The following is a 25,488-nucleotide window of genomic DNA, read 5'->3' on the forward strand; positions in this document are numbered from 1 at the left end:
TTGTATTTGCTAGAAGGCGGGACAATTCCTTTAAAGTATAAAAAGAGGTCGTAAGTTTTGTACGACCTCTTTTGACATTTTTATCACGTAAAAGCCCGATTGGTGTAGGTTAATAATTAGTGGGAGATAGTCCCCACTAATTAAAGTTTCATTTTATATTTGTTCCGTTGTATAGGTTGGTTCGGTTTCTTTTTGAGGCATCGTCAAAAAAATAACGGACAGAACGATACATACGCCGCCTAATAATTGATATGTTCCAAAAGATTCATTTAGCCAAGTGATTGAAACGATGGCAGCTACAAGGGGTTCAATGCTAGATAAAATGCTTGTTTCTGTTGCTGCTAAATATTTAAGACTACCGATATATAGAAGGAAAGAAAGGGTACCACTAATAATGATAAGAATAAGCATAGAAAAAGTTTTTAGTGTAAGGGTTTGTGAAAATTGATTCCACCCGAATGAACGATTATAAATAAGTAGTGCAATTCCTCCGATTAACATCCCCCAACCAATTACTACAGTTGTCCCGCATTCTTTAATGAGAGAAGCCGGATGAAGGGTATAAAATGCAAATCCGATTGCTGTTAATAGTCCAAAAATAATAGCTTCTTTGGATAAAACAATATTTTCAATTGAGCCATTTGTAATAATAAAGTATGTTCCTATTAGCGCGGCTATAATTGCGAATAGTTGCATGGAAGCAGGGAATTTTCTTTGTTCAAATGCAACATACATGGTAATAAGAACAGGACCTAGAAATTGAAATAGCGTTGCTGTGACTGCATTACTAATATGAACCGTTTCGATAAAGGCGTATTGCGCACCGAGCATGCCGAGAATAGAAAAAATAATAAGTTGTATAGAATATCTAGGGTGTTTCCAAATTTGAAATATATTTTGTTTCTTTATAAGTAAGAAAGACAAAATAAATATTCCTGCAAGCAACAATCGAATTGTTAAAAAATCAATTGAGGATACATTAGTATGCTGAAATAGCCACTGAATCATTGGACCAGATAATCCCCATAATGTAGCCCCTGTAATAATCATAATAAGTCCGATACGTCTACCATTGTTCATTATCATGTTTCTCCTCTCCGGTATTTGATTTTTTATGTGTGACATGATAATAGGAATTATATATAACTTCTGGTACTGTAAAAAGTATCAGATTTTAGTTTTATTAAGGGGTCAGATACTATGTTAGAATTAACGCCTAATTTAAATATGAATAGTAAAAAGGCATTATATGTGCAATTGTATGAGTATATAAAAAAAGAGATTAAAGATGGATCAATTGTCCCTTTTACGAAATTACCGGCTAAGCGAAAGTTAGCGATACATTTACAAGTAAGTAAAAATACAGTAGAGGCAGCGTACGAACAATTACTTGCAGAAGGTTATATTGAGTCGATATCGAGAAAAGGTTATTTTGTATGCAAGATTGAGCAAATGGCTCATGTAGAGGATAGCGGAGAGAGAATAGAAGAAGTACCGTTTCAGGAGAAGAGTTATAAATTTGATTTTACACAAACAGGAATTGATACAAATGCTTTTCCATTCAATATGTATCGGAAAATTGTAAATGAAATATGGCAGCCGCATAATAACGAACTTCTCTTTCTAGGACACCCTCAAGGAGAAGCGAGCTTAAGAGAAGAGATTACGAATTATTTGTATGAATCTAGAGGTGTACGTTGTTCAGCTAGTCAAATTGTATTAGGAGCGGGAACACAAATATTAGTGAAACTATTGTTTCAATTGTTAAAGGGAAGCAATTATGCAGTTGAAAACCCAGGGTATCATAGAAAGATGGTTGTTTTTGAACAGGGAGAAGCAAGAGTCCAAATGTTATCTTTAGATAGAGATGGAATTTGTATTGCAGATTTAGAAAATAGCAATGCGAATGTTGTATTTGTTACACCTTCCCATCAGTTTCCATATGGAATGATTATGCCTATTACGAGAAGGGTGCAGCTTTTACAATGGGCAAAGAAAGAAGAGAGCAGGTATATTATTGAAGATGATTACGATAGTGAATTTCGCTATTCTGGAAAGCCTATACCGGCGCTGCAAGGGTTAGATACAGAGGGGAAAGTTATTTATATGGGGACGCTATCTAAAGCATTATTGCCATCGCTACGGATGAGCTATATGGTGTTGCCGAAGAAATTAATTAAAAAGTATCAACAGCAATATTTATTTTATACACAAAGTGTTTCAAGAATGGACCAAGAAGTGATTAGAAGATTTTTAAATGAAGGCTATTGGGAAAAACATATTCATAAAATGCGTGTCGTCTACCGAAAGAAGAGAGATCGACTTGTTTTTGAAATAGAGAAGTATTTCTCTAATCGTGTTGAAGTGATAGGAGAAGATTCGGGATTACACATTTTATTAAAAGTGCATAATGGAATGCGGGAAGAAGAATTAATTCAAGAAGCTGCGAAACATAGTATCAAAATATATCCTGTGTCTACGTACTATAAAGACGGTACGGCGCCTGAGAATGTAGTTTTACTTGGGTTTGCGATATTATCAGAGGGCGAGATTGCGAAAGCGATTCAATTATTACACACGGCATGGTTTACAAGAAAGTAAAAAACATCCTCCAAACATGAGGATGTTTTTTATTATTTATTTTCATCTAAGAATAAGACCATATGCTCTTCATCCCAATATTGTCCGTTATATTTTAATGAACGTTCTTGTACACCGAATGTTTTAAAACCTAATGATTCATAAAGTTTTTTCGCTCCATCGTTGCCAACAACAACATCAAGCATAACTTGTTCTACTTCTAAAGATTTAGCAAGCTCAAGACATTCTTTAATAAGTGCTTTTCCTGCTCCAAGTCCGCGTGCTTTTGGAGATACATATACAGAACCGATTTTAGCTTTATGTTCTTGTTTTACATATGGTTTCGTTTCCAGTGTTGCAACCCCGATTAATTTTCCATCTTTAAATGCACCTAGCGTATAGTTTTCGTCTTGTGCTAATTTTTGTGCTTTATATTCAATCGCACACTCTTTATTAATAATATCTTCATAAGAAGAGCTGAATGCTTCAGGGTTTTGCTTTAATCCTTCTACGCGAAGTTCTAAGTAAATTTCTGCTTCGTCTTTTGTTAATACATGGATATCCAATTATATCACCCTCCAAATCTTTGCAAATGTACCTTTATTTTATATTGAAATAAGAATAATTTCAAAAGCTTAGCTTATATGAGCTGTTGTTATGAACAAAATAACACCAGTAGTGTTTACTACTACTGGTGTTTTCACACGCATATTATTCAAAAGGTAGCTCGATTATAAAGTTTGTTCCCGCTCCTAATTGGCTTGTTACTAGAATAGAACCATTATGCAATTCTACAATTTCTTTTGCAACAGCTAGCCCGATGCCTTTTCCGCCTGTAGCTCGTGTTCTGGATTTATCAACACGATAAAAACGGTCAAAAATATGCGGGATATCTTCTTCAGGAATACCTTCACCTTCATCTTGTACACTTATTGTAAAAGAATCTGTTTCCATGAGTACACGTATCGTAATGGATGTGTTTTCTGGCGAATGTTGATAAGCGTTGTGTAATAAATTTAACATAACTTGTTCCATACGTCTTTCGTCTATGCAAACTTCTAAATCATCTTTGCAATATACATGAAGTTGCATTTGCTTATTTGTTAATGTTGTTTTTGTTTTTTCAACCATTCGTTCTAAAAATGGCTGAAGAAGCACTTTTTGTTTTTTTATAACAAATTGGTGTTGTTCTAATTGTACAAGCATAAATAAATCTTGGACGAGATCGGTTACACTATCCGTTTCATCCTCAATAATTTGTAAGTATTCTTCTCGCTCCTCTTTTGTTAAAGAGTCTCTCTTTGCTACCTTCGCATAACCTTTCATATAGGTCAATGGAGTTAATAGTTCATGAGCGACACTAGCGAGAAATTCATTGCGCTCTTTTTTCATATACGTAAGTTCACTCGATAAATCTTCAATTGTTTTTGCTAAACTTCCAAGTTCATCATTTCGTTTAATACCTAATTGAATTGGCTTGTTTAATTTTGACATTTTTTCTGTCGCTCTCTTCATTTTTACAAGTGGTTCTGTAATAACGCGTGAAAAAACAAAGACAGAAATTGTTGTTAAAATAATTGTTAAAACGCTAATGATAAGAAATTGGTTCATGAGTTTAAGTAACATATTTTCTAGGAAAGATGTTTTTAATAACATATATAGCTTTCCTTGAAACTTTGTTGTGTTAAGTGGGCTTACTGTTGTGATGAACTTTGATTTTTTCCAGTTCCTTTCAACGACCAATCCGCCGTCTGGGACAGTTTCTGTTTTACAAGTAAGTTGTTTTTGCATATCTTTTGTTACGGGTTCTGAGGTGGAAATAATTTTGCCGTTATGGTCAGTAATAATGATAGCTATATCGGAGTTAGAAATTGATTCCGATTCAACTAAGTGTGCAGCCTCATTCGTAATATCGAACTCAGGGTACACAGGACGTTTAGGATTTTTATTATGTTCAGCGTGTTTCATTTCTTTATAATATTCATCCCGTCTCTCGCGGCTTTTAATTTTTTTACTATAGCGATTACCTTTCTCTAAAAGAGCATCTGTTTCCTCTACAATACGCATTTTTGAAAGACTTTTATAAAAAGATACGAAGGCAATTGTTTCAATACATAAAGCTAATATTAAAAAGTATGTCCCAATTTTAAGGGAAAGTTTACTCATTTTTTCACCATACCTTATTCATAATAAAGAGTCAGTGGTATACGATTTCCCACTGACCGAAGTAATTATTCACTTTTCCATTTATATCCGACTTTATAGACCGTTTCTAGGTAATCTTCAATAGGAAATCCTTTTTTGCGTAGTTTATCACGGATATTACGAATGTGTGAATCAATTGTTCTATATTCGATATCTGTTTCATAGCCCCAAATTTTTTCGATTAAATCATCTCGGCTATAAGCACGGTTTGTATTTTGTAAAAATAGTCCGAGTAACGAAAATTCGATAGGAGTTAATGAGATTTTTTCATCATAAACTGTGACAGTATGTTTCGTTTTATCCCACTCAATACCATTGAAACTAACAAAGCCATCTTTTTTTGTACGGCGTAATATAGCCTCGATTCGTGCGACTAATACATGCTCATCAAATGGTTTTGTAATATAATCATCTGCGCCCATCGTGAGGCCTTTCACCATATCGTAGTTTTGGTTGCGAGCTGTTAACATAATGATAGGAACGTTGGAAATTTGACGAATTTGATAGCAAGTATCCCATCCATCCATACTTGGCATCATAACATCTAATAAAATAATATCGAATTCTTTTTGTTCGATTAATTTTAGTGCTTCAAGGCCAGAGGTAGCTTTCATACAAAAATAGCCGCGAGGGCTTAAGAACAGATCTAATAATCGTAACATACGTTCTTCATCGTCTACTAATAAAATTTTTACCATAATCTTGTGCACCCCAAACTGTTCATTCTACTTGTATAGTTTACATGAAAATAATAAAAAACTCTTTTTATGTGATTGAATGGAGGGCTGATTTTTTCGCTCAGAGTAATTGACATAAAAAATGCACTAGTTTTGCACAACTATTTTTTATAATAGAAAACGTAGCGACACAAAATACCCTATGTTGCGACATAACGTCATGTCATTTTATTTATAAAATGACAATTCCATTCTATTGTGTATGTGAGATAGAGAGGGTTTTCGTATTCACCTCGCATCGGATAAGAAAAATTTCCTATCTCACACTTTTTTTAAAAGGAGATCATACACATGAATTCAAAAGAAGAAATTTCAAAAAAAGAAAAGCAAGATCGTAATACGGTTGTCATGTGCGTTGCCGTATCTATGGTTATTATTATAAGTTGCGTAAATAAAATTTTGGGGATTTTATAATATGAAAAAAGCTGATTGCTTCTTAAGAAGCAATCAGCTTTTTTCATTGTTAGGGGGAGTGTTCATATAATAAACCAAGGTAAAATTGCTAATCCAGAAGTTACAATTGCTGTAGTAAATATTAAAAGCATAGCTCGTTTGTTTTGTTTCATGTCACATTCTCCTCTACATATCAAGTACATGCGATCAGCGTGGGATGTAGTTCCTCACTGAGTAAAGTTTCACTTTATATTTTTAGTATAATGAATGGAAAGGTTTGGTACGATCGATAAAGGTGACATGAAGATTACATTGTTGTAATGAAAAAAACATCTTTCTTATTAAGAAAGATGTTTTTGGAAAACTCCCCCACTGAGTAAAGTTTCACCTTATATTGAAGTATTAATCATTTAAGAACAGAACCATATGTTCCTCGTCCCAATATTGACCGTTATGTTTTAATGAACGCTCTTGTACGCCGTAAGTTTGGAAACCTAATGACTCATATAATTTTTTTGCTGCATCGTTACCAACTACAACATCGAGCATAAGTTGTTCTACATGTAATTTATCGGCATTTTTAATAATTGCTTTAATTAGAGCTCGTCCTGCTCCGAGACCACGTGCTTTTGGGGAAACAAAAACGGAGCCAATTTTTGCTTTATGTTCTTGTTTAATGAAAGGCTTTGTTTCTAAAGTAGCGATACCAATTAAATCGTTATCTTTGAAGACCCCTAGAGTATACTTATCCGGATTGCTTAATCGTTTTGCCATAGCAGCTACAGGATCCTCATGTTTAAGAACATCTTCATAAGAAGAGCTAAAAGCTTCCGGGTTCTTCGTTAAACCTTCCATACAAACTTTTAAATATATTTCTGCGTCCTCTGTCGTTAATAAGCGAATTTCCATCGTTGTAACCTCCTTGGTCGATTTTAAATAAAATAAATCCATTGCTTTTATAAGAATGTGTATGCGTTTTGTTAGAAGTCTCTTTTAATTTGTAAAAGAATGAAAAGATATATGCTACAATGTTTTGTTTTAATTATGTAATGAAATTATATATTAACTTTATTAACTATTCAAGTGTTTAATATGTTACATTTTTATAACTAAAATAACTCCTCGATTGAGGAGTTATTTTTTAAACATTGGATTGATAGCCATCAATTCGTTTTGGATGTGTGTAAATATTACAAGAGTCATTTCTAATAAACCCTACGACTGTAATGCCTAAATCATGGGCAAGTTGCAATGCTAGTTTTGTTGGGGCAGATTTAGATAGAACAATTTCACATCCGATTTTTGAAACTTTGAGTAAAATTTCAGATGAAATACGTCCGCTAAATGCGATAATTTTTCCTTTAACAGATATATCATTGCGTAAACAATGACCGTATATTTTGTCTAATGCATTATGTCTTCCGATATCCATTCTTGATAGAAGGATATTATTTCGATCACATAGCGCGGTATTGTGAACACCACCAGTTTGGCGGAAGGTAGTGGAAGATTGTTGTAAAGTATTCATTAAGTAAAAACATTCTTCAGGAGTAATTTTTACGTGTATATCATGTAAGTCTTTTGCTTTTGCTGCGTCGTTTACGAAAATAAAACCTTGTCTACCTTTTCCGCAGCAAGAAGTGACGTATCGTTTATTATATAAAGTTTGATAGAGCGGATTCACTTTTGATGATTTTACATGGACAATTCCGTTATCTTTTTGAACCCATAGTTCTTCAACATCGTTATAGGAAGAAATAATCCCCTCAGAAATTAAAAAACCAATTACCATATCTTCAATATAATTTGGTGTGCATACGACTGTTACATATTCTTCACCATTCAATTTAATAGTAATAGGAGATTCTGTAACAATCTCATCCAGTTGTTTTGAAAATGTACCAGATTGATAACGTACAATTGTATAAGTCTCTTGCGTAGGCCCCATATTTAATTCCCCTCGTAGAATATAGTTTAGATCAGTATTTCTGCTTTCTAATTACCCTGATTTTAAAAAAAATAGATAACAAGATTCCTTACGGAATTTGTTTCGATATTATTGAATTTCCCAGATACAATGGATGTATGGAAAGGATCCATCGGGAATTTGCTCATTTCCCCTGTAGCTCTGTCTACGATAAAAAGTCTGTTACCCGAGCCATTGCTATCACTACCAACACACTAGCTGTTTCGATAACTGATTGGGCTTTTGGATAGTAGTTCAAAAGGTAGCCCCCAAAAGTTGTCATTGTATTCTCGTAGGCGAGGTTGTGGTTACGCAATGAGCTTCTGGGAAATCCCATAGTATCGAAGCATATTCCAAATAACCAATGAAAGGAGGTCCTTCCAAATGAACTTATTTGTCGGATTAGATGTCAGCTCTGAGAAACTAGATGTGTGCTTTTTATCAGACGATAACCAATTGACAATTCTTCTTGAAGCGAGTCTCGGAAATGACGTGAAAGGCGCTCATCAAATTAAACAAAAAATTTTAGAATTTCAAAATGTGTACTCGTTTTCTCAAATCGTCATAGGCATGGAGTCAACTTCTATGTACAGCTTTCATCCTGCTACATTTTTTAATGAGGATCGAGAATTAAAGCGTATAAATACCGTCGTTACCATCGAAAATCCTTTTCGCATCAAGCAATTCAGTCGAATATTTGATGAAGATAAAACAGATAAAAATGATGCGATGCGAATCGCTGACTTTTTAAGAATCCAAAGATTCACTACGTCTCCCATTAAAGAAGAGAAATATATGGCTCTTCAACGTTTAACTCGCACACGTTACCAATTAATTGGACAACTTGTAGAAACGAAACAACATTTTCTCGAAAATTTAACTTACAAATGCAACACGCTCACGCGTGAGTTAAAGAATAGCGAAACTCCTTCTTCTGTATTTGGAGCTACCTTAATCGCTTTAATGACAGAAGATTATGGGTTAGAAGAATTAGCTCAAATGCCTTTAACAGATTTCGCCTCTTTGCTTCAAGAAAAAGGTAACGGCCGGTTTAAAAATCCAGAAGGATTAGCGAAAACGATTCAACGAGCCATTACTATGTCTTATCGTTTAGGAGAAGTCGCTCAAGAATCCATCAATATTATCCTGAGTATTCTTGCTCGCGAAATTCGTGCACTCGAAGCCAGTATCAAAGACCTTGATAAGGCAATTGAACAGCTCGTAATGGTCCTACCAGAATACCAATGCTTGACGAGTATTCCTGGTGTTGGAAAAGTGTATGCTGCTGGATTACTAGCTGAGATCGGACAAATCCAACGATTTGAAGACCAAACGAAACTAGCTAAATATGCCGGATTAAGCTGGAAAATCAAGCAATCTGGAAATTATCAGTCTGAAAATACGCCCTTAACCAAACAAGGCAATCGTTATCTTCGCTATTACTTAGTTGAGGCTGCCAATTCAGTAAGAAGATATTTGCCTGAATATCAAGCATTTTATCAAAAGAAATACAAAGAAACACCCAAACATCAACACAAAAGAGCCATCGTCTTAACCGCAAGAAAATTTGTGCGTCTGGTGGATACGCTACTACGTAACCATCAACTCTACACGCCACCAAGGAGCGTGATAGAAAAATAACACTTTGTTATTGACGCAATCTTGGAAACGGCCCGAAAAAATTTCATTTTTGGTCGGGTCTATTTCCGTATGCTGAAAAAATCGCACCTAGAAAAAATCAGTCTTGTTTTACTCTTGACTTATTACCACTAGACNCATTGCTATCACTACCAACACACTAGCTGTTTCGATAACTGATTGGGCTTTTGGATAGTAGTTCAAAAGGTAGCCCCCAAAAGTTGTCATTGTATTCTCGTAGGCGAGGTTGTGGTTACGCAATGAGCTTCTGGGAAATCCCATAGTATCGAAGCATATTCCAAATAACCAATGAAAGGAGGTCCTTCCAAATGAACTTATTTGTCGGATTAGATGTCAGCTCTGAGAAACTAGATGTGTGCTTTTTATCAGACGATAACCAATTGACAATTCTTCTTGAAGCGAGTCTCGGAAATGACGTGAAAGGCGCTCATCAAATTAAACAAAAAATTTTAGAATTTCAAAATGTGTACTCGTTTTCTCAAATCGTCATAGGCATGGAGTCAACTTCTATGTACAGCTTTCATCCTGCTACATTTTTTAATGAGGATCGAGAATTAAAGCGTATAAATACCGTCGTTACCATCGAAAATCCTTTTCGCATCAAGCAATTCAGTCGAATATTTGATGAAGATAAAACAGATAAAAATGATGCGATGCGAATCGCTGACTTTTTAAGAATCCAAAGATTCACTACGTCTCCCATTAAAGAAGAGAAATATATGGCTCTTCAACGTTTAACTCGCACACGTTACCAATTAATTGGACAACTTGTAGAAACGAAACAACATTTTCTCGAAAATTTAACTTACAAATGCAACACGCTCACGCGTGAGTTAAAGAATAGCGAAACTCCTTCTTCTGTATTTGGAGCTACCTTAATCGCTTTAATGACAGAAGATTATGGGTTAGAAGAATTAGCTCAAATGCCTTTAACAGATTTCGCCTCTTTGCTTCAAGAAAAAGGTAACGGCCGGTTTAAAAATCCAGAAGGATTAGCGAAAACGATTCAACGAGCCATTACTATGTCTTATCGTTTAGGAGAAGTCGCTCAAGAATCCATCAATATTATCCTGAGTATTCTTGCTCGCGAAATTCGTGCACTCGAAGCCAGTATCAAAGACCTTGATAAGGCAATTGAACAGCTCGTAATGGTCCTACCAGAATACCAATGCTTGACGAGTATTCCTGGTGTTGGAAAAGTGTATGCTGCTGGATTACTAGCTGAGATCGGACAAATCCAACGATTTGAAGACCAAACGAAACTAGCTAAATATGCCGGATTAAGCTGGAAAATCAAGCAATCTGGAAATTATCAGTCTGAAAATACGCCCTTAACCAAACAAGGCAATCGTTATCTTCGCTATTACTTAGTTGAGGCTGCCAATTCAGTAAGAAGATATTTGCCTGAATATCAAGCATTTTATCAAAAGAAATACAAAGAAACACCCAAACATCAACACAAAAGAGCCATCGTCTTAACCGCAAGAAAATTTGTGCGTCTGGTGGATACGCTACTACGTAACCATCAACTCTACACGCCACCAAGGAGCGTGATAGAAAAATAACACTTTGTTATTGACGCAATCTTGGAAACGGCCCGAAAAAATTTCATTTTTGGTCGGGTCTATTTCCGTATGCTGAAAAAATCGCACCTAGAAAAAATCAGTCTTGTTTTACTCTTGACTTATTACCACTAGACTTTTATATGTATTTCTCTCCCACATTTATCATAAAACAATGGGAAAAATAAAAACACCTATTAACAAGAAGATCACAGATTATTTTGGTTATTATTGTATATGTACGATATAATAGAACTGTAGAATAGTGATATTTTCAAGCTTTCGTAGTTATACCTTATAACATCTAGAATCGACTTCATAAGAAAGTATTTGGGTAGAGCGTTTCAAAAATATGTACAGTAATGCGATTTTGAAAACGGATTCATGATTGTGTTGTACAGTTGGTTGTAAGGAGAGGGGAAACTATGGCAGAACAGACAGTCCGTGTAACCGTCGATGGTAAAGAATTTTCTGCATCAGGTGAAAAGACGATACTACAATTATTTAACGAGAGTAATTTGGAACATCCTCAAATTTGTCATGTACCAGAAGTAGATCCAATTCAAACTTGTGATACGTGTATTGTAGAAGTAAATGGAAAGTTATTGCGTGCTTGTTCAACGAAATTAGAGAACGGTATGCATATCGAAAGACAGTCCCAGCGTGCAAAAGAGGCACAGACTGAGGCAATGGATCGAATATTAGAGAATCATCTACTGTATTGTACCGTTTGTGATAACAATAATGGTAACTGTAAAGTCCACAATACAGTACATATGATGGGAATTGAGGAACAGAAATATCCGTATGAGCCAAAAGTAAGTGCGTGTGAAGTGGATATGTCACATCCGTTTTATCGATATGATCCAAATCAATGTATTGCTTGTGGACAGTGTGTAGAAGTATGTCAAAACTTACAAGTGAATGAAACTATATCGATTGATTGGAGCTTAGACCGTCCACGTGTTATATGGGACAATGGTGTAAGTATAAATGACTCATCTTGTGTAAGTTGCGGGCAATGTGTAACAGTATGTCCATGTAATGCGTTGATGGAGAAATCAATGTTAGGTGAAGCTGGATTCATGACAGGATTGAAACCGGATGTGTTAGATCCGATGATTGATTTTGTAAAGGATGTAGAGCCGGGATATAGTAGTATTTTAGCAGTTTCAGAAGTAGAGGCTGCGATGCGTAAGACGAAAGTGAATAAAACAAAAACAGTTTGTACATTTTGTGGTGTAGGTTGTTCATTTGAAGTATGGACGAAAGACCGCCACATTTTGAAAGTGCAGCCTGTTTCAGATGCGCCGGTTAACGGTATTTCAACATGTGTAAAAGGCAAATTTGGATGGGATTTTGTAAACAGTGAAGATCGTATTACAAAGCCATTAATTCGCCAAGGAGATATGTTTGTTGAAGCTTCATGGGAAGAGGCTCTTGAAGTTGTTGCATCCAATATGCAGCATATTAAATCGGAATATGGAAGTGATGCATTTGGGTTTATTTCTTCTTCGAAAGTAACGAATGAAGAAAATTATCTTATGCAAAAACTAGCCCGTCAAATATATGGAACGAATAATGTAGACAACTGTTCCCGTTATTGTCAATCTCCAGCAACAGACGGTTTATTTAAAACTGTCGGTATGGGCGGGGACGCTGGAACAGTGAAAGATATTGCGGAAGCAGGCCTTGTCATTATCGTTGGAGCAAATCCGACAGAAGGACATCCTGTACTTGCAACGCGTGTAAAACGTGCTCATAAATTACATGACCAAAAATTAATTGTGGCGGATCTTCGTAAACATGAAATGGCAGAGCGTGCGGATTTATTCATTCATCCGCGCCAAGGAACTGATTACGTATGGCTCGCTGGTATTACGAAATATATTATTGATCAAGATTGGCACGATAAAAAGTTCATAGCTGAAAATGTGAAGAATTTTGATGAATATAGCAAAATGGTAGAAAAGTATACGCTTGATTATACAGAAGAAATTACGGGGATTTCGAAAGAAAATCTGAAAGAAATGGCACGTATGGTATATGAAGCAGATGGTACTTGTGTACTTTGGGGAATGGGTGTAACTCAAAATACTGGAGGAAGTACAACTTCAGCAGCAATTTCAAATCTATTGCTTGTTACGGGTAACTATCGTCGTCCTGGTGCAGGTGCATACCCATTACGCGGACATAATAACGTACAAGGCGCTTGTGATATGGCAACATTACCAAACTGGCTTCCAGGTTACCAAGCGGTTTCAGATGATGTGCTTCGTGCGAAATTTGAAAAAGCATACGGTACTACAATTCCGAAAGCACCAGGCTTAAATAATATTGCAATGTTACTGGCAGCAGATGAAGGAAAACTGCGTGGTATGTATGTTATGGGTGAAGAAATGGCTTTAGTAGATTCGAATGCCAACCATGTACAACATATTTTAGCGAATTTAGATTTCCTTGTTGTTCAAGATATGTTCTTATCGAAAACAGCTCGTTTTGCTGATGTTATTTTACCGGCAGCACCAAGCTTAGAAAAAGAGGGAACATTTACGAATACAGAGCGCCGTATTCAAAGATTATATGAAGTATTGAAGCCGCTTGGTGATTCCAAGCCAGACTGGTGGATTTTACAAAAAGTAGCTCGTGCGCTTGGCGGGGACTGGAATTATGAAAGTCCAAGTGAAATCATGGATGAAATTGCATCGCTTGCACCTTTATATTCTCAGGCAACATACGATCGTTTAGAAGGATGGAATAGTTTATGTTGGGGTAGCCATGATGGTAGCGATACACCGCTATTATATGTGGACGGATTTAACTTCCCGGATAAACTAGCTCGTCTATCATTAGATGAATGGGTACCACCAGTTGTAGCGCCAGATGAGTATGATTTACTTTTAAATAATGGTCGTATGTTAGAACATTTCCACGAAGGGAATATGACGAATAAATCGGCTGGTATTTTATCTAAAGTATCTGAAGTGTTCGTTGAAATCTCGCCTGAACTTGCCCTAGAGCGCAATGTGAAAGATGGTGGCCTTGTAGAATTAGCATCACCATTTGGGAAAATTAAAGTACAGGCACTTGTTACAGATCGTGTAACGGGGAAAGAGCTATATTTACCGATGCATGCAACGGTAAATGAAGAGGCAATCAATATTTTAACTGGAACGGCGACAGATCTTTATACGTGTACACCAGCGTACAAACAAACAATGGTAAAGATGCGTGTATTACGTGAAAAAGGGAATCGTCCGTTACCATCTTCAAACCCGAGAGATAAAAAGCGTAATCCGCAAAACGGTGTTGAAATCGAGCGAAAATGGCAAAGAAAACAATACGTATCACTTGTGGACTAGGGGGCGGAGATAGTGGCGAAAGAAATTACTGTAATTAAAAAGAAAGTTGTAACAGAGGAAGAACAGAAACAGCAAGTAGCAGATGAACTTCTAAATGAGCTATCTAATAATCGTGAAGCAGTAGAAGAAACAATGCAGCTTTTAGCACAGTTGCAGAAGGCTGGTATATTAGATGCGGCAATTAGTTTACTTGCTGCGAAGGAAGATGTTTCAAAAATCGCTGTGGAGCAACTAAATCGTGAACCAGTTAAAAATGCACTCAACAATATGATGGGGGCAGGAGAAGCGTTATCTTCAGTTGACCCAGAAATAACGAAGCAAATTACGTCAAGTTTAGTTACAGGATTGCAATTTGCAACAGATGAATTAAATAGTGGTAAAAAAACAAAAGTGATGGATTTCTTTAAAGTATTAAAAGATCCAGATATCAATAGAGCTATTACATTCGGTTTTAGCTTCTTGAAAGCATTTGGACAAGGGCTAGAGAAAAAATAGAATAAATGAAAAAGTGATGGGAAGTAGCCATCACTTTTTTCATTATATGTATAAGAGTGTTCATGTTAAGCGGAATATATTATTATTAAAAAGATGGATTAGGACTGGAAATATGGAATCCATCTCAAATACCGTTTTAGAATTTGGAGGAATATATGCAACACCGTAAAAAACTATCTATACCAGGAGTAATGAGACATTCCTTTCAAACAGTTAAATTTGCTTTTTGGAATGTATTAACTTTTCAACTTGCTTATAAATTATTAGCAGCGATTGTGTTCGTTCCACTATTTGGAATTATTTTTAATAAGTTATTGTATTTTGGTGGTTATGCAAATGCGACAAATGATGAATTATTAGCGTTTTTAAAGACGCCTTATGGCATCTTAGCAATCGTAATTTTATCATTGTTAGCACTGTTTCTTATCTTTACAGAATTTGCGGTGCTTATTATTATTTCGTATTTCGCTCATAAAAGACAGAAGGTGAAATTACGTCCGATTTTATATAAAACGGTAACGTATTTACCTACTCTTTTCACATATTGCTTACCAGGATTTATTTTATATGCTGTCGTATTGTTGCCTCTTTTAAATATGGGATATGAAACGGCATTAATCCCGCAAATTCAAATTCCTAACTTTATTACAGGAGAACTGTTTAAGACAACGATGGGACAAGTTGGTTATTACACGTTCTTTGCTGTAGTCGCGTATTTGAATCTTCGATGGATTTTCGTTCTACCTATTGTTGTTTTAGAGCAAAAACCATTTCGCGTGGCAGCACGTAAAAGTGCAACTTTAGTAAAGGAAAGCTTTTTTAAAGTACTATTCTTTTTAGTAGGATTTTTTATCTCAATTGGAATTGTATATGTCGTGTTTTTGGGAATGTATTTATTGTGCCTATGGGGTGTTTATGAATTTACACACCCGAAAGGAACATTTGCATTATTAGCTGAATCAACGATTTCTGTATTTTTAACGAGTACATTGTATTTATTCAGCTTTATCGTGACGCCATTTTATATTATGGCGATTACGCGATTATACTTACAAAAGGTTCCAGTTGAGGATGTTTTATTAGAAGAAGGATTAGATTATTCGAAAACGAAAGCAGATAAATGTTTCTTCCAAAAACATCGTTGGAAATTCATTGGCGTATACATTGTAGGAATTATTACCGCGGGAATGGTCGTTGCCTTCATTGTAACGTTTATTTCAAATTCGTATAAAGAACCGATTATTATGGCGCACCGCGGGTATATATCAAAAGGCGTAGAAAATACGAAAGAAGCTGTGCAAGGTGCTATTGATGCAAAAGCAGACTACGCTGAAATAGATGTATTACAAACGAAAGACGGTGAACTAGCGGTTATACATGATTTGAAGCTGAAACGTCTCGCAAATGCCAATGTGCATGTGTCAGATTTAACGATGGCGGAGTTAAGGCAGCTTACCCTTAGTCAAGATGGACTTTCAGGACAAATAAGTACACTTGATGAAATCATTAAGCTAGCAAATGGCAAAATCAAACTTAATATAGAAGTGAAGCTTCATGGGGGCGAAAAAGATTTTGTAAACAAAGTCTTAAAAACGATTAAAGATAATGAATTTGAGAAGCAATGTGTAATTCAAACGTTACACTATCCACTTATTAAAGAGTTTAAGCGTGCAAATCCAGATATAAAAGTAGGGTATATACTGTATGCAAGTAGAGCTAACTTAAAGAATGTGAAGGCTGACTTTTACGTAGCAGAAGAATATATGTTAAATAAGAAATTAGTAAAAGAAGCAAGGAAGTTAAACAAACCAATTTACGTATGGACAGTAAATGATATGGAAAATTTAAAGGCATATTATAAGTTAAACGTAGATGGTATTATAACCGATTACCCTGAAGATGCACGTGAAACAATTAAGATGTTAAAAGAGCAAGAAGCGGAAGAAAGTGATCTGTTTGATAAAATTACTGAAACGACAGATGATTTATTTTCTAAGTTATTTATAAGTTACCCAGCTGCTAGCTAAATGCTCGCAGCTGTTTTTTTGTGAAAAGAATATATCTCTAAAGTATTGAGTAAAGTAATAACTGTATATGTATACGTTATCGCTTAGGTTTCTTACATTGTTACATTATTGTCAAATAATAAATGATTGCTGTTTATTTTGAAGCAGTATAATAAAAATAGAGTGAAAGATAATGGAATGACACGAAACCCCTAATAGAATCAATGTTTTATATATTTACACTATTCTAAATATAAAAACTTTAGGAAAATGATATGTTAGCGTTTTCATAACTTTTAAGTTATGCTAGAATAAGGACATAAGTTATTAATTATTACAAAAAGAAAAAAGAATCTCTTTTTTCTGTTAATTATAAGGGGGCATTTCATTATGCGTATTGGGGTACCAGCAGAAATTAAAAACAACGAAAACCGTGTGGCAATGACACCAGCAGGTGTTGTACATTTAATTCGTAACAATCACGAAGTATTCATTCAAAAGGGTGCAGGTTTAGGGTCTGGTTTCACAGATGCTCAGTATGTTGAAGCGGGAGCAAAAATTGTTGATACAGCTGAAGAAGCTTGGAATATGGAAATGGTTATGAAAGTTAAGGAACCAATTGAAAGCGAATACAAACACTTCAGTGAAGGCTTAATCTTGTTCACATACTTACACTTAGCTCCAGAGCCAGAATTAACAAAAGCTTTAATCGAGAAAAAAGTTGTTTCTATCGCATATGAAACAGTACAATTAGAAAACCGTTCATTACCATTACTTGCGCCTATGAGTGAAGTAGCTGGTCGTATGGCTGCACAAATTGGTGCACAATTCCTTGAGAAAAACAAAGGCGGTAAAGGTATCTTACTTGCAGGTGTTCCAGGGGTTAAACGTGGTAAAGTAACAATCATCGGTGGTGGACAAGCTGGTACAAATGCTGCTAAAATTGCAGTTGGACTAGGTGCGGATGTAACAATCATCGACTTAAGTGCAGAACGTCTTCGTCAATTAGATGACATTTTCGGAAACCAAGTAAAAACTTTAATGTCTAATCCTTACAATATTGCAGAAGCTGTTAAAGAGTCTGATCTTGTAATCGGTGCAGTATTAATCCCAGGTGCAAAAGCTCCAAAACTTGTAACAGAAGAAATGATTAAATCAATGGAACCAGGTTCTGTTGTTGTAGATATCGCGATTGACCAAGGTGGTATTTTCGAAACAACTGACCGTATTACAACTCATGATAACCCAACTTACGAAAAACACGGCGTTGTTCATTATGCAGTTGCAAACATGCCAGGTGCGGTTCCACGTACATCAACTCTTGCATTAACAAACGTAACAGTACCATATGCAGTACAAATTGCTAACAAAGGCTACAAAGAAGCTTGCCTAGGCAACTCTGCATTACTAAAAGGTATTAACACATTAGATGGCTATGTAACATTCGAAGCAGTTGCAGAAGCTCACGGTGTAGAGTACAAAGGTGCTAAAGAATTATTAGAAGCAGAAACAGTATCTTGCTAATAGAAGCATTATACAAAACAAAATCGAACAATATATAAAACAACATGATAAGAGCTAAGAGTGAAGATCTCTTAGCTCTTCTTGGCAAAAGGGGGCATACATCGTGGCCAACCTATTTAAAAAGAAATCCGTTACGCAATTGTTAGGGGAAAGTAAAAGTAAAACTTTGACGAAAACGCTAGGGGCATTTGACCTAACAATGCTAGGGATTGGTGCGATAATTGGTACAGGAGTTCTAGTATTAACTGGATTAGTAGCAGCAAGAGATGCTGGTCCAGCAGTTATTTTTTCATTCATGATTGCAGCCATCGTTTGTGGATTTGCAGCATTATGTTACGCAGAGGTTGCTTCTACACTTCCTGTTTCAGGTAGTGTGTACACATACTCATATGCAACAATTGGTGAGTTTGTAGCTCATTTAATGGGATGGACATTACTATCCGTATATGTTGTAACGACTGCCGCAGTAGCTGGCGGATGGACTGGTTACTTCCATAACTTAGTGAGTGGATTAGGGCTTGAAATTCCAAAAGCACTGCTAACGATTCCGTCTCAAGGTGGTATGGTGAATTTACCAGCAGTTATCGTTACATTAGTTATAACTTGGTTATTATCAAGAGGTACGAAAGAAAGTAAACGAGTGAATAACATAATGGTATTAATTAAAATTGGTATCGTTGTTTTATTCATTGCAGTTGGTGTATTCTACGTGAAACCAGAAAACTGGATACCATTTGCACCGTACGGTTTAAGTGGAGTTTTCGCGGGGGGAGCAGCAGTATTCTTTGCTTTCTTAGGATTTGATGCATTAGCAACTTCTGCTGAAGAGGTAAAAAATCCGCAACGTGATCTACCGATTGGTATTATCGCTTCGTTAGTCATTTGTACAATCATTTATGTTGTAGTTTGTCTCGTTATGACGGGTATGGTTTCTTATAAAGAATTAGATGTACCAGAAGCTATGGCATATGTGTTAGAAGTTGTAGGACAAGATAAAGTAGCAGGTGTAATCGCAATTGGAGCTGTAATTGGTATTATGGCAGTAATTTTTGCTTACATTTATGCAACGACACGTGTATTCTTTGCGATGAGCCGTGACGGTTTATTGCCAGAATCTTTCGCGAAAATTAATAAAAAGACAGAAGCGCCAACATTTACAGTTTGGTTAACAGGAATTGGTAGTGCTTTAATTGCTGGATTTATCGATTTAAAAGAATTGTCGAATTTAGCGAATATTGGAGCGTTGTTAACATTTGCGATGGTTGGTGTGTCAGTTATTATTCTTCGTAAAACACATCCAAAATTACAACGTGGATTTATGGTACCACTTGTACCGATCTTGCCGATTATTTCGATTGCATGTTGTCTATTCTTAATGGTAAATCTACCATTAAAAACATGGATGTACTTCGGTGCTTGGTTAGCAATTGGAGTAGTTGTATACTTTGTTTATTCGAAAAAACATAGTCATTTAAAAGACGATGGAAGTTCGCAGGATAATTTAGAACAAGCTAATTAAAAGCTTAATTAAAAGGGATATAAGTATAGTAAGCCTTGTGCGTCTAGGGAGCGCGCAAGGCTTTTTCTTTTGTTGAAATAAAGGGAATGTATATTACTTTATTGAATTTTTATGTCGGAATATGAAAAAGGGTGGGAGCAAAATGGAAGAAACAAAAGTTGTAGTTGGAGCAGAGGGTTATAATAATAACCCTGGTTGGTTACATACGAATGAAGAAGAATTAAATTTATTACGGAGAGAAACTTGGCTTGATAAATTTCAATCTAATTCTTTATCAGTAATTTTGGCAGAACATGTATGGGAGCATTTATCATATGAAGAAGGAATTGAAGCTGCAAAAATTTGTTATGAGTTTTTAATGGAGAATGGATATATTCGTTGTGCAGTACCAGATGCATTTTTTCCAGATGAAGAATATCAACAAGGGGTACAAGTAGGTGGACCTGGTCCATTAGATCATCCTGCAGCAAGCCATAAAATTGTTCATAACTATAAAACAATCACGTCCATGTTTGAATCAGCAGGTTTTCAAGTGAGGCTCTTAGATACTGTGATGAGAATGGTAAGTTTCACTATAATGATTGGAATGAGAAAGATGGATTTATTTATCGTTCGAAACGTTTTGACCATAGAAATCGGGATAATCAGTTAGGATTTGTTTCTTTAATTGTGGATGCGGTGAAAATGAAAAGTAAGTAAAAAGGGGTGTGCGAATTGTGCATCCTTTTTTGTATGAGAATATAGAGGGTGCGGAAAATATGTATACGACTTATTAAAATGTGAACGGAATGTTCATAAAAAAAAATCAGATTTCATTGACACATATGAGTAGGCGCTCATATAATAAGAGTATAAGATATATGAATGATTGTTCATATGTTCAATTAAAGAGGTGAGCTATAATGGCTGGAAATAAAGTAGAAACACCACAAGAGACATGTTCTCAAACGATAATTCATGAAGAAGTTGTAGAGCAAGTAAAACAAACAATTCCAACTGATGAAAGTTTAAGTAAAGTAGCAGAACTATTTAAAGTATTAGGTGACCGTACACGTACGAGAATATTACATGCGCTATTTGAAGCTGAAATGTACGTTTGTGATTTAGCTTATTTATTAGGAATGACACAATCATCTATTTCGCATCAGCTTCGTGTGTTAAAGCAAGCGAAACTTGTGAAGAATCGTAAAGAAGGAAAGGTTGTTTATTATTCGTTAGCTGACCAGCACGTAATTCATATCTTCGAGCAAGCGTTTGAACACGTAAACGAAGAAGAATAAAAAGAACGCGAGGAGGGAGAACGATGGCTGAAGCGTTAGTGAAAAAGAAACTGATGTTAGAAGGTTTAGATTGTGCGAATTGTGCAATGAAAATTGAAAAAGGTGTTGGGAATATAGAAGGAGTAAATTCTTGCTCTGTAAACTTTGCAACAAAGACAATGATTTTAGAAACGGCACAAAATAAAGAAAACGAAGTTGTTACGGAAGCAAAACAACTCGTTACAAAATTAGAACCGCATATTAAAGTGCAAGAAGAACAAAAAAATAAAATTGCTAAAGAAGTATTTATATTAGAAGGTTTAGATTGCGCGAACTGTGCAATGAAAATTGAAAATAAAGTGAAGGAAATGCCAGCTGTCTCAGAAGCAACTGTTGATTTCGTATCGAAGAAACTACGAGTAGAAGTTGCGAATAAAAGAGAACTAGAAGCGACTGTAGCAAATATAACAAATGTCGTTCAAAAGTTAGAGCCAGACGTGAAAGTTGTTCGTGAAGAGAAGAACGGTCATGACCACGGGCATAGTCATGATCATGGTGAAGCAAATGTGAAAAAGATGGTAGGGAGATTAGTGGTCGGCGGAATTTTGACAGCAATTGCTGCATTAGCGGGCTTACCACAAATGGTAACAATTCCGTTATTCGTCCTTGCTTATTTATTAATAGGTGGAGATATCGTTTGGAGAGCGATAAGAAACATAACTCGTGGCCAAGTATTTGATGAAAACTTCTTAATGGCAATTGCAACTGTAGGAGCTTTTGCAATTCAACAATACTCAGAAGCTGTAGCAGTAATGCTATTTTATCAAGTAGGAGAACTATTCCAAAGCATTGCGGTAAACCGCTCTCGAAAATCAATTACTTCATTAATGGATATTCGTCCTGATTATGCGAATGTAAAGGTTGGAAATGAAACGAAACAAGTATCACCAGAAGATGTACAAATTGGCGATTATATTATCGTTAAGCCAGGTGAGAAAGTGCCGTTAGACGGAAAAGTAATTGAAGGAACATCAATGGTAGATACTTCAGCATTAACAGGTGAATCTGTACCACGTGAAGTTGAAGTTGGAAATGATGTATTAAGTGGCTTTGTGAACCAAAACGGTGTGTTGACAATTGAAGTTACAAAAGAATTCGGTGAATCAACTGTATCGAAAATTTTAGATTTAGTTCAAAATGCAAGCAGTAAAAAAGCACCAACGGAAAACTTTATTACGAAGTTTGCACGTTACTACACTCCAGTTGTAGTTATTACAGCGGCAATCATGGCGTTTATTCCACCACTTATTTTAGAAGGAGCTACATTCTCTGAGTGGATTTATAGAGCTTTAGTGTTCTTAGTAATCTCTTGTCCATGTGCGTTAGTTGTATCCATTCCTCTTGGATTCTTTGGAGGTATTGGTGGTGCATCTAAAAGTGGTGTGTTAGTAAAAGGTAGTAACTATTTAGAAGCTTTAAATGATGTGAAATATATTGTTTTTGACAAAACAGGAACATTAACAAAAGGTGTTTTCAAAGTTACAAAAATGGAACCGAGCGAAGGTACTACAAGTGAAGAGTTATTAGAGTATGCGGCATTTGCTGAAGTATATTCTAACCATCCAATTGCCCAATCTATTCGAAAGGCATATGGAAAATCAATTGATGAAAAAATAATCGATGATTATAACGAAATTTCTGGTCACGGTACAGTTGTAAAAGTACAAGGAAAAGAAATTTTTGCAGGTAATGCAAAATTAATGAGAAAAGAAAATATTGAATTTAAGCAACCAGAAACAGTAGGTACATTAGTTCATGTTGCTGTAGATGGAAGATATGCAGGTTATATTGTTATCTCTGATGAGGTAAAAGAGGATTCGAAACAAGCGATTCAAAAATTAAAAGAACTAGGTATTAAAAAGACAGTAATGTTAACTGGTGATGCAAAACCAGTTGGTGAAGCTGTCGGTAAAGAATTAGGCTTAGATGAAGTTCATGCGGAATTACTACCACAACAAAAAGTAGAAGAGATTGAAAAAATTGATGCAGCGAAGCACGGAAAAGAAAAAATTGCCTTCGTTGGTGACGGTATTAACGATACACCAGTATTAGCCCGTGCAGACGTTGGTATTGCGATGGGTGGTTTAGGGTCAGATGCAGCAATTGAAGCGGCAGACATCGTTATTATGACTGATGAGCCTTCAAAAATTGCGACAGCTGTAAAAATTGCAAAACGTACAAGAAGTATAGTGTGGCAAAATATCATCTTTGCTTTAGGTGTAAAAGGGATCGTTTTATTACTTGGTGCTTTTGGTATTGCAACAATGTGGGAGGCTGTTTTCTCAGATGTTGGTGTAACACTACTTGCAGTGTTAAATGCAATGCGTGTATTACGAGTGAAAGATTTATAAAAAAGAGGACGCAACCTGCGTCCCCTTTTTTATTAGTGATTTTGTTGAAATTGATTCAATAAAATAATATCAAATATTATTTTACTTTTAAATAGTATTATATTAAAATTTACAAATTAAAAACATTCGTCTTATTATTTTAATATATTTTTTACAAATATCCATATAGTATTGAAAAAACCAGAGAAGGAGAAACTTCTCTGGTTACTTTTGTATGTTTTTTTCAACTTGTTCTCGAACAGTTTGAATGTAATTCATTTTATGATCCCAACACTCTTGGCTTAAATCGACAGGGTATTCTTCAGGATTTAAAGTTCGCATATATTCTTCCCAAAATAGAGAGAGACTCTGTTCATTATATTTTTGAATATCTAATATACTTGGTAGTTCATATGTTCTTTCACCGTTAACGAAAATATCTTTATGCAGTTCACGGGCTTCAAAGTTTGTTACGAATTTACTTATATATGTGTGAACTGGATGGAACATTTTTAAGCGCTCTTCTTTTCCAGGTTCTTCAGAATCTAACGCAATATAATCGCCTTCTGCATGATCGTTTACCCGATTGATAATACGATAAATTCGTTTCAGTCCTGGAGTGGTAATTTTTTCAGGGTTAGATGAAATTTTAATCGTATCATTTAATTTTCCGTCAGTATCTTCAATCGCAACTAGTTTGTAAACAGCCCCCAATGCAGGTTGCTCAAAGGACGTAATTAATTTTGTCCCAACGCCCCATACGTCAATTTTTGCTCCTTGAGATTTAAGGTGCATAATTGTGTATTCATCTAAATCGCTAGAAGCGATAATTTTTGTATTTGTAAACCCTGCTTCATCTAATAGTTTTCGTGCCTTTTTCGATAAATAAGCCATATCACCACTATCAAGACGTATGCCATAGAAATCAATACGATCCCCAAATTCTTTTGCAACACGAATCGCATTTGGAACACCAGATTTCAATGTGTCATATGTATCAACGAGAAAGACGCACTTTTTATGAGTTTCAGCGTATTTTTTAAACGCGACGTATTCATCGCGATATGCTTGAACGAAAGAGTGAGCGTGTGTGCCAGCTACAGGAATCCCAAAGCGTTTCCCAGCACGAACGTTGCTTGTAGAGGAGAAACCACCAATAAAGGCAGCACGCGTCCCCCAAAGGGCAGCATCGAACTCATGGGCACGTCTTGTGCCGAACTCTAAAAGCTCATCATTACTTGCAGCATGTTTCATACGTGCTGCTTTTGTGGCAATTAATGTTTGGTAATTCACAATATTTAAGAGGGCAGTCTCAATAATTTGTGCTTCACCAAGTGGTGCATCAACACGTAATAAAGGCTCGTTATTAAATACAACTTCACCTTCTTGCATACTGCGAATCGTCCCAGTGAATTTCATATTTTGTAAATAATGAAGGAATTCTTCTTCAAATTGTAATTCTGCTAAATAAGCGATATCGCTTTCAGTAAAACTGAAATTTTCTATGTACTCTACAATTTTCTCAAGGCCAGCAAAAACAGCGTAGCCGTTCTCAAATGGAAGCTTTCGAAAATATAAATCAAAAACAGAACGGCGATTATGAATACCATCTTTCCAATATGTATAAGCCATGTTGATTTGATATAGGTCTGTATGTAAGGCATAACTATCGTCTTTATAATGAGTCATCGCGAGAACACCTCCATAATTTGGTTATAGTATACCAATTTTTCACCATTCGTAGCAAAGAAGAGATATTGATGTGAAGTCAAGAGAGAAAAAAATGAAATTATGCATATTTTTTAGAAAATTTATATTTATCAATTTATAT

At 35.6% G+C, this 25,488-nt stretch carries 18 protein-coding genes and 1 pseudogene; 12 read left to right on the top strand and 7 right to left on the bottom strand.

Annotation, left to right across the window (positions count from 1 at the left end):
- Positions 1-153 precede the first annotated feature (153 nt).
- Positions 154-1,080, bottom strand: a complete 927-nt coding sequence (locus tag V6946_RS02880; protein ID WP_001059054.1) for a DMT family transporter — start codon at positions 1,078-1,080, stop codon at positions 154-156.
- 120 nt (positions 1,081-1,200) lie between these two features.
- On the opposite strand from V6946_RS02880, the gene V6946_RS02885 reads away from it, so the two are divergent.
- On the top strand, positions 1,201-2,601 hold the full coding sequence (locus V6946_RS02885) for a PLP-dependent aminotransferase family protein (protein WP_006925042.1): 1,401 nt from the start codon (positions 1,201-1,203) through the stop codon (positions 2,599-2,601).
- Positions 2,602-2,633: 32 nt separating this feature from the next.
- On the opposite strand, the gene V6946_RS02890 is transcribed toward V6946_RS02885, so the two are convergent.
- The 3 genes from V6946_RS02890 to V6946_RS02900 form a co-directional block, all read right to left on the bottom strand.
- On the bottom strand, positions 2,634-3,146 hold the full coding sequence (locus V6946_RS02890) for a GNAT family N-acetyltransferase (RefSeq protein ID WP_000351212.1): 513 nt from the start codon (positions 3,144-3,146) through the stop codon (positions 2,634-2,636).
- Between the two features lie 145 nt (positions 3,147-3,291).
- A complete protein-coding gene (locus V6946_RS02895; RefSeq protein ID WP_000041024.1) occupies positions 3,292-4,746 on the bottom strand; it encodes a HAMP domain-containing sensor histidine kinase in 1,455 nt (484 codons plus the stop codon).
- 65 nt (positions 4,747-4,811) lie between these two features.
- Positions 4,812-5,483, bottom strand: a complete 672-nt coding sequence (locus V6946_RS02900) for a response regulator transcription factor (protein ID WP_000238957.1) — start codon at positions 5,481-5,483, stop codon at positions 4,812-4,814.
- Positions 5,484-5,813: 330 nt separating this feature from the next.
- On the opposite strand from V6946_RS02900, the gene V6946_RS02905 reads away from it, so the two are divergent.
- Entirely contained in the window at positions 5,814-5,936 is a 123-nt protein-coding gene (locus V6946_RS02905; protein ID WP_001085006.1) for a hypothetical protein, read from the top strand.
- A gap of 381 nt (positions 5,937-6,317) precedes the next feature.
- Here the strand turns inward: V6946_RS02905 and V6946_RS02910 are convergent, their stop codons facing one another.
- Positions 6,318-6,824, bottom strand: a complete 507-nt coding sequence (locus V6946_RS02910) for a GNAT family N-acetyltransferase (RefSeq protein WP_197228421.1) — start codon at positions 6,822-6,824, stop codon at positions 6,318-6,320.
- 232 nt (positions 6,825-7,056) lie between these two features.
- A complete protein-coding gene (fdhD, locus tag V6946_RS02915; RefSeq protein WP_000529241.1) occupies positions 7,057-7,863 on the bottom strand; it encodes a formate dehydrogenase accessory sulfurtransferase FdhD in 807 nt (268 codons plus the stop codon).
- A 402-nt stretch (positions 7,864-8,265) separates the two neighbouring features.
- Here fdhD and V6946_RS02920 point away from each other — a divergent pair, with 402 nt between their 5' ends.
- From V6946_RS02920 to V6946_RS02965, 10 genes and pseudogenes are all read left to right on the top strand, one after another.
- Entirely contained in the window at positions 8,266-9,522 is a 1,257-nt protein-coding gene (locus V6946_RS02920) for an IS110 family transposase (protein ID WP_256426878.1), read from the top strand.
- 326 nt (positions 9,523-9,848) lie between these two features.
- Entirely contained in the window at positions 9,849-11,105 is a 1,257-nt protein-coding gene (locus V6946_RS02925) for an IS110 family transposase (RefSeq protein ID WP_256426878.1), read from the top strand.
- Between the two features lie 422 nt (positions 11,106-11,527).
- Positions 11,528-14,464 carry a formate dehydrogenase subunit alpha gene (gene fdhF / locus V6946_RS02930; RefSeq protein WP_006925034.1) on the top strand — a complete coding sequence of 979 codons (2,937 nt, stop codon included), beginning with the start codon at positions 11,528-11,530 and terminating at the stop codon, positions 14,462-14,464.
- A 12-nt stretch (positions 14,465-14,476) separates the two neighbouring features.
- On the top strand, positions 14,477-14,959 hold the full coding sequence (locus V6946_RS02935) for a DUF1641 domain-containing protein (protein WP_001040540.1): 483 nt from the start codon (positions 14,477-14,479) through the stop codon (positions 14,957-14,959).
- Between the two features lie 155 nt (positions 14,960-15,114).
- Positions 15,115-16,986, top strand: coding sequence for a glycerophosphodiester phosphodiesterase (locus V6946_RS02940; RefSeq protein ID WP_366982350.1), 1,872 nt, complete (start codon positions 15,115-15,117; stop codon positions 16,984-16,986).
- 369 nt (positions 16,987-17,355) lie between these two features.
- Entirely contained in the window at positions 17,356-18,489 is a 1,134-nt protein-coding gene (gene ald, locus V6946_RS02945) for an alanine dehydrogenase (protein ID WP_001219742.1), read from the top strand.
- A gap of 103 nt (positions 18,490-18,592) precedes the next feature.
- Entirely contained in the window at positions 18,593-20,008 is a 1,416-nt protein-coding gene (locus V6946_RS02950) for an amino acid permease (protein ID WP_001284893.1), read from the top strand.
- A gap of 142 nt (positions 20,009-20,150) precedes the next feature.
- A pseudogene (locus V6946_RS02955) lies at positions 20,151-20,707 on the top strand (class I SAM-dependent methyltransferase).
- A gap of 203 nt (positions 20,708-20,910) precedes the next feature.
- A complete protein-coding gene (locus V6946_RS02960; RefSeq protein WP_406622205.1) occupies positions 20,911-21,288 on the top strand; it encodes an ArsR/SmtB family transcription factor in 378 nt (125 codons plus the stop codon).
- Positions 21,289-21,311: 23 nt separating this feature from the next.
- Complete coding sequence (locus tag V6946_RS02965; RefSeq protein WP_000796560.1) at positions 21,312-23,678, top strand: heavy metal translocating P-type ATPase; 2,367 nt, start codon at positions 21,312-21,314, stop codon at positions 23,676-23,678.
- Between the two features lie 204 nt (positions 23,679-23,882).
- Here V6946_RS02965 and V6946_RS02970 read toward each other — a convergent pair whose 3' ends face one another.
- The gene (locus tag V6946_RS02970) at positions 23,883-25,346 is read right to left on the bottom strand and encodes a nicotinate phosphoribosyltransferase (protein WP_000150184.1); all 1,464 of its coding nucleotides are present in this window, start codon (positions 25,344-25,346) and stop codon (positions 23,883-23,885) included.
- Between the last annotated feature and the right edge of the window lie 142 nt (positions 25,347-25,488).

Source organism: Bacillus sp. PPSBB_2, assembly GCF_045291115.1.
In the GTDB taxonomy this organism is placed as follows: domain Bacteria; phylum Bacillota; class Bacilli; order Bacillales; family Bacillaceae_G; genus Bacillus_A; species Bacillus_A cereus.